At 37.4% G+C, this 14830-nt stretch carries 9 protein-coding genes; 7 read left to right on the top strand and 2 right to left on the bottom strand.

Features of this window, described 5'->3' with window-relative positions; genetic code table 11:
- Nucleotides 1-44: 44 nt before the first annotated feature.
- Nucleotides 45-464: an HYC_CC_PP family protein gene (locus tag BXY82_RS14415; protein ID WP_133758941.1), complete on the bottom strand. Its 420-nt coding sequence runs from the start codon at nt 462-464 to the stop codon at nt 45-47.
- Nucleotides 465-754: 290 nt separating this feature from the next.
- Here BXY82_RS14415 and BXY82_RS14410 point away from each other — a divergent pair, with 290 nt between their 5' ends.
- On the top strand, nt 755-2683 hold the full coding sequence (locus BXY82_RS14410) for a M1 family metallopeptidase (RefSeq protein WP_133758940.1): 1929 nt from the start codon (nt 755-757) through the stop codon (nt 2681-2683).
- Nucleotides 2684-3374: 691 nt separating this feature from the next.
- A complete protein-coding gene (locus tag BXY82_RS14405; RefSeq protein ID WP_133758939.1) occupies nt 3375-4790 on the top strand; it encodes a Gfo/Idh/MocA family oxidoreductase in 1416 nt (471 codons plus the stop codon).
- Nucleotides 4791-4884: 94 nt separating this feature from the next.
- On the opposite strand, the gene BXY82_RS14400 is transcribed toward BXY82_RS14405, so the two are convergent.
- Nucleotides 4885-6738 (bottom strand): cation:proton antiporter domain-containing protein, encoded by a 1854-nt coding sequence (locus tag BXY82_RS14400; protein ID WP_133758938.1) that lies wholly within the window; start codon nt 6736-6738, stop codon nt 4885-4887.
- Nucleotides 6739-7211: 473 nt separating this feature from the next.
- Between BXY82_RS14400 and BXY82_RS15660 the strand changes: the two genes are divergently transcribed.
- The 5 genes from BXY82_RS15660 (at nt 7212) to BXY82_RS14375 (ending at nt 14761) form a co-directional block, all read left to right on the top strand.
- Nucleotides 7212-8672, top strand: a complete 1461-nt coding sequence (locus tag BXY82_RS15660) for a collagen-like domain-containing protein (RefSeq protein WP_262711376.1) — start codon at nt 7212-7214, stop codon at nt 8670-8672.
- Between the two features lie 181 nt (nt 8673-8853).
- Nucleotides 8854-10095 (top strand): gliding motility-associated C-terminal domain-containing protein, encoded by a 1242-nt coding sequence (locus BXY82_RS14390; protein WP_133758937.1) that lies wholly within the window; start codon nt 8854-8856, stop codon nt 10093-10095.
- Nucleotide 10096: 1 nt separating this feature from the next.
- Entirely contained in the window at nt 10097-11041 is a 945-nt protein-coding gene (locus BXY82_RS14385) for a PorP/SprF family type IX secretion system membrane protein (protein WP_133758936.1), read from the top strand.
- A 20-nt stretch (nt 11042-11061) separates the two neighbouring features.
- Nucleotides 11062-13002, top strand: coding sequence for an OmpA family protein (locus tag BXY82_RS14380; protein WP_133758935.1), 1941 nt, complete (start codon nt 11062-11064; stop codon nt 13000-13002).
- 307 nt (nt 13003-13309) lie between these two features.
- The gene (locus BXY82_RS14375) at nt 13310-14761 is read left to right on the top strand and encodes a glycosyltransferase (RefSeq protein ID WP_133758934.1); all 1452 of its coding nucleotides are present in this window, start codon (nt 13310-13312) and stop codon (nt 14759-14761) included.
- Nucleotides 14762-14830: the final 69 nt, after the last annotated feature.

Genomic DNA, 14830 nt, shown 5'->3' with positions numbered 1-14830 from the left:
CCTAGGGCTTGTTTTCCTGATATAGATCAGGACTGACTAATAAATCAAATTAAGAAAGTCTGGTGCAGCACTTGCACATCCCGTTCAATAAAGGGGGGCGCATAATCTACAAAAGGAATACTGTTAGATTCAGTTCCTTCAAAAAGACTGAGATAAGAATACGTAAATGAGGTAATGAAAACTTGTTGCTCGAGCGTTAAGGTATCGAAAGACACTTTAAGATCATCTTGACCTTCCTTAACAATTTGCTTGTCGGTACAGCATGATTTTACAGCAAGATCTGGATTTTCACAACTTGTACTGACCGGAAGTTTTTCCATGCCACAAGTTTCGACTTGCTGCATAAATGAAAAATCGACCATCGTATCTCCACAATAATGCAAATCAACAGCAAATGACGATGTCGTCATCAGAACGACAGATGCCATAAAAAAAGCCATTGATTTTTGTAAAAATTGTTTCATACGTTACAAAATTAGTGAATTTATGAACACACTTCTGTTTTTTTAACGAATTGTTAAAGTTTTACAAATGGAAAGGTGGCAGATTTTATTTTGTAAACATGTTGTGTGTAGATGATTGGGATGGGTAATTGTTAATCTTAGGAATTTAAAATACGCTCAAGTTTAAACATTTGTTGGCTATTAAAATCAGGATGTTAAATAATCCATAAACTCCTCCTCAAGTAAGCGTAGGGCCTGTTTTCTTTCGTTCTAATTAGTATATTCGCATTCCTATCATTAAATTTTTAATTATGAAGTATTTAAAAAATAGCATGTTGCTCATGTTATTCGCTTTTTCCTTGTCTGTAGTTGCTCAAGAAGCAGTAAAGAATAATCAGCATTTATTTGACAATGTGTCTTATCGCCAAGGCAATGTTTATCGCACGGCATCGGGAAAACCTGGTCCAGAATATTGGCAAAATTCGGCCGATTATAATTTGGAGATAGCGTTAGACGATAAAAACCACACGGTATCTGGTACTGTCACCATACAGTATATAAATAATAGTCCCGAAACTTTAGAGTTTATTTGGCTGTATTTGGAACAGAATCGTTTTACAGAAACTTCTAGAGGCACCTTAACGACCTCTGTTTTAGGTAGCCGTTACGCAGGAGATGTTGAAGGCGGATTTGAATTGAACAATGTATCGGCTAAAACAGCAACAGGAACCTCTTCAAAATACTTGGTGACCGATACCCGCATGCAACTTTTTCTTGACAAACCTTTGGCTGCCATTGGAGGAAAAGTGACCATAAGTATGGACTTTAAATTTAAAGTTCCTGTAGAAGGGATGGACCGTATGGGCCGATTGGAAACTGAAGCCGGAATCATTTATGCACTTGCACAATGGTATCCACGTGTAGCGGTTTTTGATGATGTTACGGGTTGGAATACAGAACCGTATTTAGGAGCAGGGGAGTTCTATTGCGAATATGGAACTTTTGATGTTAAAATTACGGCTCCAGCAAATCACACGGTGGTGTGCTCTGGGATTTTACAAAACCCGAAAGAGGTGCTTACAAAAACACAACAAGAGCGTTTTGCAAAAGCAGAAAAAAGTGATGAAACCGTTTATATTATCAAGCCTGATGAGGTAGGTAAAGCTGCGTCGCAAGCAAAACCAAATGGCACGCTGACCTGGCATTATAAAATGGAAAATACGCGTGATGTGGCTTGGGCTTCATCAAAAGCGTTTATTTGGGATGCTGCTCGTATGAATCTTGGTAACGGCAAAACAGGGATGGCGCAGTCTGTATACCCTAAAGAGAGTGCAGGTAAAGCTGCTTGGACACGTTCAACGGAGTTTACAAAAGCGTCGGTAGAATTTTATTCAACCACTTACTTTCCTTATCCATATTACAATGCTATTAACGTAGCGGCAAATGTGGGCGGAATGGAATATCCTGGGGTTAGTTTTTGTCATTATCAAAGTGTAGGATCAGATTTATGGGGCGTTACAGATCATGAGTTTGGACATAATTGGTTCCCGATGATTGTGGGAAGTAATGAGCGTCTTTATCCGTGGATGGATGAAGGTTTTAATACATTTATCAACCATTACAGCACCGCAGCATTCAATAAGGGTGAATTTTCCACCTCAATAGACAAGCCGCGTAATTTGGTGAATTATTTAACTTACGAAAAACGTGAAGGTATTGATACCGCTCCAGATGTTGCCAATGCAAGAAACTTGGCTTATACTGCCTATTACAAACCGGCATCTGGCTTATTTATGCTTCGCGAGTACATTTTAGGGCCTGAGCGTTTTGATAATGCTTTTAATAGTTATATCCGCCATTGGGCCTTTAAGCACCCGCAACCTAATGACTTTTTCAATCATATGGAAAATGTATCTGGTGAAAACTTGTCATATTTTTGGAAAGGATGGTTTTATGGGAATGGTAACATTGATATGGGCATTGCTTCCGTGGAGGAATATCAAGGGAACTATTTGATTACTGTTGAGAATACTGGAGAAATTCCGATGCCTTTAGAACTTCAGGTGATTTATTCAGATAATACTACCGAAAATGTAAGACTTCCTGTTGAAATTTGGCAGCGTGGAAATACATGGAGCCATTTATTAAAAACGACTAAAAGCGTGCAACGCGTCGTTTTAGATCCGAATAAAATGTTGGCAGATGTCAATATGTTAAATGATACTTGGAATAAATTGTAAGTTCTAATTTGTAAATCATTGTTGTTCTAAAAAGAATCAAGACCCTGCCTCACCGGCAGGCAGGGGCTTTGCTTTTAGAATAACGAATCAAGAATGAAGATTTGCTTGTAACTAAATAACAAACAGCGATAATTTAAATTGCAATCTTCCATTTAATCTCGGTAGAAATAATTTCAAAAAAGCAAAGTCAAATTTGAAAAGTGTTATAATGTCTTTTTCTTTAGATGGATTTGTTGCGTTATCATTTGTTTTTACTGGACACTAAGTGATTTAATAATAAAATGTCTCTATGATCTATTGAACGTAGGGGCTTTTTTTATTTTATATTTTTTTAGTTAATTGAAGTACCCACGTGAAACTTATAATTTCATTATTTAAAACCTGCAATTTAAAGATGCAATGAAGATTTAATTCTAAATAACTTTTTCAATGTTCAATAAACAGATTATCTTTATAGGTTAAGCCTATGTTAGGTGAAAACAATGATATAATTCCCAATTTTATTGGCTGTTGATTTGGTATGGAATCGTAAATTGATTCGTTGCTTTACCATAGCATGTGAATCTAAAAAATGTATTTTAATATAAATTACAAGTGTTTCTCATCCAGTTCTAAGCAAGTCTTTGTTCTTTGTTCTAATAGCGGAGCGGTCTTAATTCTTTTAAAAAAATCATATACTAATACCTAAAAAATGAGTAATTCAAATAACAGAAGAAATTTTTTAAAGCTAACGGGGTTAGCAGGACTTGGTGTCGCAACTGGCGGATTTGTAAGCTGCAGTTCCACTTCAGGAATTATAGCGCCGCCAAACATGGGGACCTCTCGCTTTAACATGTCAGGTTACGCGGCGCCTAAAATTGAAACCGTAAAGATTGGTTTTATCGGCTTGGGAATGCGAGGTCCAGGAGCAGTTAAAAGAATGAGTTATATAGACGGTGTGGAAATAAAAGCCTTGTGCGATTTGCGACCTAAGCAGGCTGAAAACGCCAAGAAACTTTTAGACGGTACAAAACACAACCCAAAAGTTTATAGTGGCAGTGAAGATGCTTGGAAACAAATGATCGACACTGAAGACTTAGACTTGATTTATATTGCTACACCGTGGGATTTGCACGTGCCTATGGCCGTATATGGCATGAATGCGGGACGCCATGTGGCCGTTGAGGTGCCAGCAGCAAAAACGATTGACGAGTGCTGGGAATTGGTAGAAACTTCTGAACGCACGAAGATGCATTGTATGATGCTTGAAAATTGTTGTTATGACTTTTTCGAATTATTGACACTCAATATGGCGCGCCAAGGCTATTTTGGTGACATTGTACATGGTGAAGGTGCCTATATCCATGATTTGGTGGATTTAAATTTTGATAAAAACGGTTACGAAGATATGTGGCGTTTAAAAGAAAATATCGGACGTGATGGAAATCTTTATGCTACGCACGGTTTAGGTCCAATCTGTCAGATTATGAATGTGAACAGAGGTGATCAAATGGATTATTTGACCTCACTTTCTAGCGCCGATTTTTCCATGCATAAACGCGCCACCAAATTGGCTGGGGAAGATCCGTTTTTTAACGAATTTAAAAACGCTAATTTTAGAGGAAATATGAACACTACTATTATTAAAACAAAGAATGGTAGAAGTATGATGATGCAGCATGACGTGAGTTCGCCAAGACCGTATTCGCGAATTCATATGGTCAGTGGCACGGAAGGATTTGCTCAAAAATATCCAGAACCTGCTAAAATTTCAAAAGGACATTCATGGTTAAACGAGCAAGACTATAAAGCTGTAGAAGAAAAATACACCCCGGAAATTGTGAAGAAAGTAGGCGATCTAGCCAAGCGCGTAGGGGGTCATGGCGGGATGGATTTTATTATGGACTGGCGTTTAATCGACTGTTTGCGCAACGGACTGCCGTTAGATCAAGACGTTTATGACGCTGCACTGTGGAGCGCCGTGACGCCTTTAAGTGAGCAATCTGTGGCCAACCGTTCTAACTCTATTGATGTGCCAGATTTTACACGTGGGCATTGGAAAACGAATGCGCCTGTAGATATCAGTTTAACTGGTGGCGGGACTACAAATGTGCTCTTAACAGATTAATCCAACAATTTCTAATTTTCAAAATCAATAATATTTAGAGCATCCTTCTTATTGGAGATGAAGGATGCTTTTTTTCAGGAATATAAAGGTTAGGTTACTCTTTAATATGGCTATCTATGGCACTACTTTTCAAGTTGAAAGCACCTTGTAATATTTCTTCCTGCATTTCCATTTCTTCACGGGCCTTAAAAATGTATTCTTTGCCAGTAGAAGATGTTTTGGCAAGTCGTTCAAAGCTCTCCATGTCTAATTGGATGAATTTTTGCGCTTGCTCCTCCGTCGCTTTTTTGTCGAAACCCATATTGTAGAGTAAATCACTCGCCAACTTAACGGAGGTTGCAAAAGATTCTCTATAAATATGATGAACTCCCATGTTATAAAACTCGTAAGCATCAAAACTGTTTTTGGCGCGAACCATCAGTGTTAATTTAGGATATTTCTTTTTTATTTTCTTCATCAAATGCATGCTCACATCTGGATCGTCAATAGCTGAAATCAAAAAATCAGCTTCTGCAATGCCGGCCGATTCCAGTAAATCAATACGCGACACATCGCCATAAAGAACATCAAAACCCATGGCTCTCAGGTAATCTACTCGGTTAGAATTGGAGTCAATAACGGTGGCTTCAATGCCGTGCGCACGTAAAAATCGGCCAATGGTGCTTCCAAAATGCCCAAATCCTAAAAGAATAATTTTATGATGTTTTTCAATTTGATCTGATGATTGGTCTAATTCCTTGGTGCCAATTTTTGGTAAGAACAAACGCTCGTTAATCATCCATAAAATGGGTGTTAAGGTCATGGTAAGGGCTGTAACAACGAGTAAAATATCATGTTCTTCTTGGGTGAAGATGTTCAATTGAAACGCAAAAGAAAGTAGTACAAATGCAAATTCTCCAATTTGAGATAGGCCCACCACCAATAGCATACGCTGATCTATCTTCAGTTTAAAAATCCATCCTACAATAAAGAGGATAATTGCTTTCACGACTATTACACCTAATACCAATCCAACAATCAACAATGGTTGCTCAGCAATCACTAAAAAATTAATGGAAGCGCCAACTGCCATAAAAAACAATCCTAGGAGGAGACCTTTAAAGGGGTCGAGAGAACTCTCAAGTTCATGCTTAAATTCACTAGATGCCAATACTACGCCACCTAAGAACGCTCCCAATGCCGGACTTAATCCTGCCAATTCCATCAAAAATGAGATAGAAAAAACAATTAATAATGCTGACGCTACCAATAATTCCCGTACCCCAGTCTGCGCTACCAAGCGCAACATGGGCACTATAAGATAGCGACCGGCAACCACCATAAGTACAATGGGTACGAAAATGGCAAGGGCATGCAGGGCAAGGGGTAAACTATCAAGTATATGGGCTGATGAGGCGGCTACACCTTCTTCGGTTAATGATTCTTCAGGCACATTGGACAGTAATGGTAAGGCAGCTATCATAAAGATGACCATTATATCCTGAAATAACAATATTGAGAACGACGATCCGCCATAGGTTGTTTTCATTAAACCCTTCTCTTTATTGGTTTGAAGTGTAATTGCAGTAGATGAAAGCGCAACTGCCATTGCTGCTGTAATTGCCATCTTCCACTCGAGACCTATAGCATAGCCTATTATAAAGGTCAGGGCTATAGTGCCAAACACCTGTAGACTTCCCAAGCCCAAGATTGACTTTCGCATTTTCCAAAAACTACGAGGTTCAATTTCCAAGCCTATTAGGAAAAGCATCATGACCACGCCAAATTCCGCAAAGGCCAATATGTCTTCACCTTCATGTCTCATAAAGCCTAAGATAAATGGCCCAATCATCATACCGGCTAACAAATAACCAATAATGGAACTCAGACCAATCTTTTTGGCAACGGATACGCAAATAACACCACCGGCAAGAAAAATTATTGCTTCTAAAAGAATATTTCCACTCATGTAATTTTTTTTGTTAAAATTAATCTTTTAAAAATAATAGCTAAAAAATGGTTGAAGGAAAACTAGAGAAGCTAATGTTGGTGTAAATCATAAATAGTAAAATCGGTCTATTCAATTCATGCTGAATATTAGCATTTGAGCTCTGTTTTTTGGCTTATCGAGCAACATAAATTGGGGTAAACACTAAATTTGCCTAACCTTTAGCAATCATTTGTTTAGAAATATATCCATTAAATACATGATAAACCGATTTTAATTATCTGTTTATCAAACAGTTGTATTTTTATTGTATATTTTATGTTAATTTTTTTTGTTATTTTTTAACATATTGCTTGTTTTCGCATGAATTTCAATATATTTTTGAGGAATGTCCTCTTTCAAAAATTTATTACAAATGTTTGGTTTAAAGGGAATTTAAAAAGTAATTTATATCAACAATAACTAAATAAGAACATCTCTCACTTTAATTAATTATGAAAAAACTATTACTACTAATTACTTTACTAACGGGTAATTTTATTTTTGCACAGGTTGGTATTGGTACAGATGTGCCAAATCCGTCAACACAATTAGAAATAAAATCATCGGACAGAGGGGTCTTAATTCCTCAAATAGCATTGACAAGTGATACCGATCAATCGACTATTACCGCTGGTAATGTTGAAAGTTTACTGGTATATAATACGAGTAGCAGTGCGGCACTTACACCTGGTTATTATTACTGGAGCCAAGGTAGCTGGAAGAAATTAATTACAGCTTCAGAAGCGACATTACCAGATAACATAGTTTATTGGGATATCGTAAACAATCAGTTTACAAGAATTGATGCTAACGGTGATGTTCAAATTATTGGCGATGCTGATTCTGAAACACTAACGTTCTTAAGGCTTAATGCTGATGGGTTTACATTGGAATATTCTGATGAAGATGGTGCCATGACACAAGTTGATTTAAGAGCAATTATTCAAAACAATGAAAGTGTAACACAACTTGTTGATAATAATGATGGTACGTTCACTTTTACAAATGAAGATAACAATTCAGTTACCGTTAACATCCAAGGTCCAAAAGGAGATCAGGGTGATCCTGGTATTCAAGGCCCAGCAGGTCCGGTAGGAGCTACAGGTCCAGCGGGTCCAGCAGGTCCGCAAGGTGAAGTAGGCCCGCAAGGCGTTGAAGGTCCAGCAGGAGCAACAGGTCCAGCAGGCCCTCAGGGTGATGCAGGTCCACAGGGTGTGCCAGGTATTCAAGGTCCAATGGGTCCAGCCGGTCCGGCTGGTCCAGCAGGTCCTCAAGGAGAAAAGGGTGAAACTGGCCAAACTGGTCCTGAAGGTCCTGCAGGAGTAGCAGGTGCTCAAGGTCCACGAGGCGTTCAGGGTATTCCTGGTGTTGAGGGTCCTCAAGGTGAGCCAGGTCCACAAGGTGAGCAAGGACCACAAGGACCACAAGGTCCTATAGGACCAAGAGGTCTTCAAGGTCCTGAAGGTCCAGTGGGTCCAGCAGGCTTAGATGGCGCTGAAGGTCCAAGAGGAATTCAAGGTATCGCGGGCCCAGTAGGTCCGGCCGGTCCGCAGGGAGAAAAGGGAGATAAAGGTGATAAAGGAGACCCTGGGATTTCTTCACCAACTTATTTATACATGCCTCCTGTAACGGTTTACACAAATGCAAATCAGGTTCCTGCAGGTGAGACACTTGGTACGGTAGATGTATATGCTATGTATCAACGACAAGGTGCTCCACTAGTTTCTAATCCAAGTGCAACAACTACCCTTCCGGTATTGCCAAGCAGTCAATTGGATTATTTTGTAACATGGTATGACACCACAAAATTTTCAAATGTACAAATTAGCGATAGTGGGGTGTTAACCTACACAGTTAATAGTGGTGCTGGAAATGTTCCGTCTTATATGACTGTCATAGTGGCTATAAAATAGAACTGATACTATAGAATTGTGATGTCTGGCATTAAATGGTCCGAACGTCACAATTCCATAGTGTTTAACGTCATAATGATATTTTAAATGATTTCATTAGACATTTAAATGGAAATTTTAGTGGGTTCCATTTATGGATTTACAGAGTAACAACACTATTCAAATTAAATCTTATAGATTAATGAAAAAATCTTTATTACATATAAGTGCCTTCTTACTGTTTACCGTGGGTGTGATGGCACAAACCAGCAATGAAGGGATGCTCTACGTTAGTGAAGGTACAAAACTATCTACCTTAGAACGTTTTGACAACCTTTCAACTGGACAATTTTATAATGACGGTGATGTTTTAATCTATAGCCATTTTAAAAATGATGGTATTGTAGATTTCTATCAAAACACCGGGCTGACACGCTTCATAGGAAGTGCGAATCAACAACTGAGTGGCTCTAAAACGAGCTTTCTTTATAACGCCTTTTTTGACAACACAAGCAGCAGTGTACCCTTTGAAATTTTAGGTACTATAGATATTAGTGGTGAAGCAAATTTATTTGCTGGTATTTTAGATGCTGATAACTTTGGTGGAGAAGTCATCTTTAATACTGATGGCTATCACGTTAACACTTCTAATGATAGCCATGTGGACGGCCCTGTAAAAAAAGCAGGAAATAAAGAGTTTACATTTCCAATAGGTGACGGTGGTTTCTATCGTCAAGCTGGCATTTCTGCACCTGCCAACGCCACAGCGCTTTTTGAAGGGAAGTATTTTTATGAAAATAGCAATACAATGTATCCTCACAATTTAAGAGCGGGTGTGATTGAAGAAATAGATAATCAGGAGTATTGGACCATTGAAAAACAGTCTGCAGCAGATGAAAATATGCTGATAACGTTATCTTGGAATGAATCTACAACCCCACAATCTATGGTAGAGGCTGCAGAACAAGGTGCACTAACTATTGTACGTTGGAACGCTGAAACTAATATGTGGGTTGATGAAGGTGGAGCCATAGACCTTGCCAACAATACAGTAACTACTGCTGTGTATGGATTTGGTGTGGTAACACTTGGACGTGTCAAAAAAGATTTGATATTACCATGCGGATTAGTAATCTATAATTCTGTTACTCCAAATAATGATGGTTTAAACGATACGTTTCTTATCGATCAATCCAATAATGAATGTGCTAAGAACATAAAAGTACAAGTGTTTAACAGATGGGGCGTTAAGGTCTTTGAAACCAATAATTATGGGGTCAATGGTAATGTGTTTAGTGGTTATTCTTCAGGACGATTAACACTTAACGATTCTGAACATTTACCATCTGGTACTTACTATTATGTTATTGAATACCAATATGGACCGGATGCTGAGAAGAATTTTCACAAACAAGCTGGATATTTATATTTAAGTGCAAACTAAAATGAATCAATTTCTAATGACTTATAAAATATCAAATTTATTGCTACTTGCAATTTTTGTAAGTATGATTTTTAGCGTGTCCGATACGCAGGCACAAGAAGACTCACAATACACCCAATACATGTACAACACAGTGTCTGTAAACCCTGCTTATGCCGGATCTAGAGGTTCATTGAGCATGATGGGGATTTACAGAAATCAGTGGGTTGGTGTAGATGGTGCGCCTGAGACCCTCAATTTCTCATTACATTCACCTATTGGTGTCAGAGGCGTGGGTTTAGGACTTGGATTTGTAAGCGATAAAATAGGCCCTTCTGACGAAAGTATGGTAACGGCAGATTTTTCTTATACACTTCAACTTCAAGGTGATTTGCAACTGGCTTTTGGATTAAAGGGAGGCGTCTCAATTTTTAATTTGGATCCAAGTAAATTGAACATTTACAATCCGAATGATTTTAATTTAAGACGAGAGAGTCATAGTTCGCCAGTAATCGGTACAGGAATATATCTGTATACCCCTAAGTGGTATTTAGGATTGTCCTCACCAAATATATTACAGACCGAACACTATGATGAAGTTCAAGTTTCTACTGCAACGGAGAAAACGCATATGTATTTCATTGGCGGGTATGTTTTTACCTTAAATCCTAATTTAAAATTAAAGCCTGCTTTTATGGCAAAGGCTGTTGTTGGTGCTCCACTAGCGTTAGACATTTCAGCAAATGCACTTATGTATGATAAGGTAACCTTTGGTTTAGGCTACCGATTGGATGCAGCTGTAAGTGCTATGGCTGGTTTCCAAATTTCAGATAAAATTATGGTCGGTTATGCCTATGACTATGATACTACTGATTTTGGAGATTATAACAATGGTTCCCATGAAATATTCTTACGCTTTGAACTAGGAACTAGATTAAGATCTAAAGTTAATCCGAGATTCTTTTAAATTAACTTAAAAAAGATTTGATGAAAAATACAATTACAACCTATAGTTTCTTGTTTCTTCTCTGCTTCTCAAGTTTTGCAGTTGTCTATGGACAAGAACGTAAAATGGAAAAGGCCGCTGAAAATTATGCGCAACTAAATTATGTGAATGCTCAAAAACTCTATTTAGATGTTGCCGCAAGAGGTCACGAATCTGAAGAGCTGTTTACGAAATTGGCAAACACTTACTATTTCAATGCCCAATATGATGAGGCTGTAAAATGGTATGAGCGTCTCTTTAAGTTTAAAGCCAATCCTGAGCAAGACATTGTATATTTACGATATTCGCAAGCATTAAAGGCTACAGGAAACGTTGAAAAGGCCGCTCAGTTTTATGATTCCTACATCGAAAAGAACGGGTCTAAAATGCACTTGCGAAGTGCAGTGGACTACGCCAAATTGATTGAAGAAAATTCGGGACGTTATGACTTACAAACATTAGAGCGTTTGTACGACGATAATAAGATTTCTTTTGGAAATTTTAAAATGGGTAATACTTTTTATTATGCCTCTACAAATGACACTAAAACATTTTACAATAGAAGAAGTGCTTGGGATGGTCTTAGTTTTTTGTCCTTATATACAGTTGCGCTTGATTCGTTGAATAGGGCTGTGGATAAACCATCAAAATTAGATGCGCAATTGAATAGCAAATATCACGAAGCATCACCAGTCATTTCTGCTGACGGGAACACTATGTATTTTACTAGAAGTAATACCACAAGTAGTACTGAAGACGACAATCAAAATTTAAAAATTTATAGAACTGTGAAACAAGATGGCGTTTGGCAAGTTGCTAAAGAGTTGTCGTTTAATAGTGATTATTATTCTTCTGCTCATCCAGCCTTGAGTCCTGATGGCAAAAAATTATATTTCTCTTCGGATAGACCAGGTGGATTTGGAGAATCTGATCTTTATGTGTCTGAAATTAGTGCAGACGGTATTATTGGAGAGCCAATTAACTTAGGACATAGAATAAACACTAGAGGTAAAGAGACCTTTCCATTTATATCTTCTGATAATGAGCTGTTCTTTTCTTCAGACGGTCATTTTGGTTTAGGAGGACTTGATGTCTTTTATGTCAAGATTACAGATTACGGTCATGGAAACTTAATCAATGTAGGAAAACCTATTAACTCTTACGCAGATGATTTTGCTTACGGAATTGATTTTGAAACAAAAAGAGGTTTCTTAAGCTCTAATCGTTCTGAGCAGGTGGGAACTTTTGTTCATGATAATATTTATACATTTCTTGAAACAGCACCTATTATCGATGTGTTTGCTGGTGAAATTGAAGGTATAGTTACTGACTCACAAACAGGTTTACCATTAGCCGATGCCGTAGTAACTCTGACAGATTCTGACAACAAATTATTTAGAACTGTTAAAACGGATAATGAAGGACATTATTTGGCTGAGACCAATAAATTTGATAAATATTTAGTAAGAGTTGTCAAAGATAAATATGATGCTGATGAAGTGTTATCAAAAGAGAATGTAGAGCACCAAACAATAGATTTCCAGTTGCAACCTAATGAAGTCGCAATTGAAGAAGGTGTTGATTTAGCTAAAGTCTTAAATATTCCGATGATCTATTTTGATTTTGACAAAGCAACTATCAGACAGGATGCTAAAGTTGAATTGGAAAAAGTATTGGCAGCATTAAATCAATATCCACAACTAAATCTTGAAATTCGTGCCCATACTGATAGTAGAGGAAACGATGACTATAACCAAAAACTTTCTCAACGTCGTGCTGCTGCAACCTTAAAATATCTAGTAGACAATGGTGTGTCTGAAGCACGATTGAGTTCAATTGGGATGGGTGAGTCTAACCCAGTTAATGGTTGTACCAATGGTGTTAAGTGTTCTAAAGATGAGCATCAGAAAAATAGACGTTCTGAATTTATTATAAAGGATTAAAAGAAAATAGACCTAAAAACACAAAAAAGCCGAAGATAAACTCTTCGGCTTTTTTAATTTTATACAGATAACCATTTAAATTCTCCTAATCAGTGTAATACCCAAATGATCGTGCTTTTAAATGTGTATAAATATGTGTAAATGTAATTGATGATGTGTAAATTTTATACACTTTTTTATCCAAAATCCATGTGATAAGGTAAATTATATAGTAAAATAGGGTTGGCATAAGTGTTGCTTAGTTGTTGTTGATTGAAAATGAAAGATAACTAACAATAATAACACTGCAATTAATTGCATTTGCTCTATGAATACAGATACACTTTTAAACACGTCAAATGAAACAACTCTCGCAAACGGCCAAGTTAAGGCCAAAAATGTAGGCACCCATAAAGGTTCCTTTTTTAATAGTATAGCCACCAAAAACGCCATCAACCCGTGGGGAGTTGTTGTTCTGATCAGTACTTTTTTACTGATGATTGGTTCTGCTTTTCTAGTGTTTGATTTGCAAAACGATTTCAAAGAATTTAGGGCTGACCGCGTCAATTCCACTTTCGGACTCATCTTTTTAGTAGTTGCGACGGGTCTGTTTATTTTTAAAGCTGGATTTTTTATTTACAACCTATTTTTATATTTCCGATATAAAGCTGTTGAATCCGTATCAGATGTAGAATTGCCAACTTGTACAGTTATTGTACCAGCTTATAATGAAGGGAAGCAAGTTTGGGACACATTAATGAGTTTGGCGGATAGTGATTATCCTGAAAGCAAATTGGAATTGCTTGCAATTGATGATGGTAGTAAGGATGACACGTGGTATTGGATGCAAGAAGCTAAGAAACGATTGGGTGACCGATTGTCAATCTATAAGCAGCCTCAAAACAAGGGTAAGCGTCATGCTTTATACCGTGGTTTTAACACAGGGACAGGGGACGTGTTTGTAACTGTGGATAGCGATTCTGTTGTAAAAAGCGATACGCTTAGAAACTTAGTAAGTCCTTTTGTTACTAATGAGAACTGCGGTGCGGTAGCGGGAAACATTCGTGTCCTGAATAATGAAAAGGCCCTATTGCCAAAAATGTTAAATGTGAGTTTCGTACTAAGTTTTGAGTTTGTACGTTCTGCTGAAAGTAGTTTGAATTCTGTACTTTGTACGCCGGGCGCCTTAGCCGCTTACCGAAGATCAGCAGTATTTGCATGTTTGGAAGATTGGATCAATCAAACGTTTATGGGGCAACCCTCTGATATTGGCGAAGATCGTGCTATGACCAATATGATTTTAAAGCAAGGTAAGCACGTTCTATTTCAAAAGAATGCCTATTGTTATACAAATGTTCCTGAACGTTATAAGGGGTTATATAAAATGTTTATTAGATGGGGTAGAAGCAATGTTCGTGAGAATATCCAAATGTCTAAATATGTATTTACCAATTTTAGAGAAGGTTCTAAATTAGGCACACGACTGTTATTTATCAGTCAGTCTTCAAAAATAATTATGAGTTACCCATTTTTGGTTTTTATGTTGTTTTTCATCATCATGCATCCAGTTTTATTTATTAGCTCAACGATTTTTAGCATATTGATTCTTTCTAGTTTTCCAATGTTGTTTTACGCTAAGAACTATAAATTATCAGAATCATTTTGGGCCTATTCTTATAGTATGCTTTATACTTTCGGATTGTTTTGGATTACGCCTTACGCTATTGCAACTGCTAGTAGAAGAGGCTGGTTAACACGTGAACTTCCTGCGAAGAAATAATTAATTTTTAAGAATGATAATATATACTAAGGGGTCATGACTTACTAATTTGAGTCATGACCCTTTTTT

The organism is Gelidibacter sediminis (genome assembly GCF_004364975.1).
Taxonomy (GTDB): Bacteria; Bacteroidota; Bacteroidia; order Flavobacteriales; family Flavobacteriaceae; genus Gelidibacter; species Gelidibacter sediminis.
This window is presented reverse-complemented; position numbering and strand designations above follow the sequence as displayed.

Excerpts from the sequence above, each read along its gene's own strand:
- BXY82_RS14415 (WP_133758941.1), bottom strand. The coding sequence starts at position 464 with ATGAAACAATTTTTACAAAAATCAATGGCTTTTTTTATGGCATCTGTC.
- BXY82_RS14410 (WP_133758940.1), top strand. The coding sequence starts at position 755 with ATGAAGTATTTAAAAAATAGCATGTTGCTCATGTTATTCGCTTTTTCC.
- BXY82_RS14405 (WP_133758939.1), top strand. The coding sequence starts at position 3,375 with ATGAGTAATTCAAATAACAGAAGAAATTTTTTAAAGCTAACGGGGTTA.
- BXY82_RS14400 (WP_133758938.1), bottom strand. The coding sequence starts at position 6,738 with ATGAGTGGAAATATTCTTTTAGAAGCAATAATTTTTCTTGCCGGTGGT.
- BXY82_RS15660 (WP_262711376.1), top strand. The coding sequence starts at position 7,212 with ATGAAAAAACTATTACTACTAATTACTTTACTAACGGGTAATTTTATT.
- BXY82_RS14390 (WP_133758937.1), top strand. The coding sequence starts at position 8,854 with ATGAAAAAATCTTTATTACATATAAGTGCCTTCTTACTGTTTACCGTG.
- BXY82_RS14385 (WP_133758936.1), top strand. The coding sequence starts at position 10,097 with ATGAATCAATTTCTAATGACTTATAAAATATCAAATTTATTGCTACTT.
- BXY82_RS14380 (WP_133758935.1), top strand. The coding sequence starts at position 11,062 with ATGAAAAATACAATTACAACCTATAGTTTCTTGTTTCTTCTCTGCTTC.
- BXY82_RS14375 (WP_133758934.1), top strand. The coding sequence starts at position 13,310 with ATGAATACAGATACACTTTTAAACACGTCAAATGAAACAACTCTCGCA.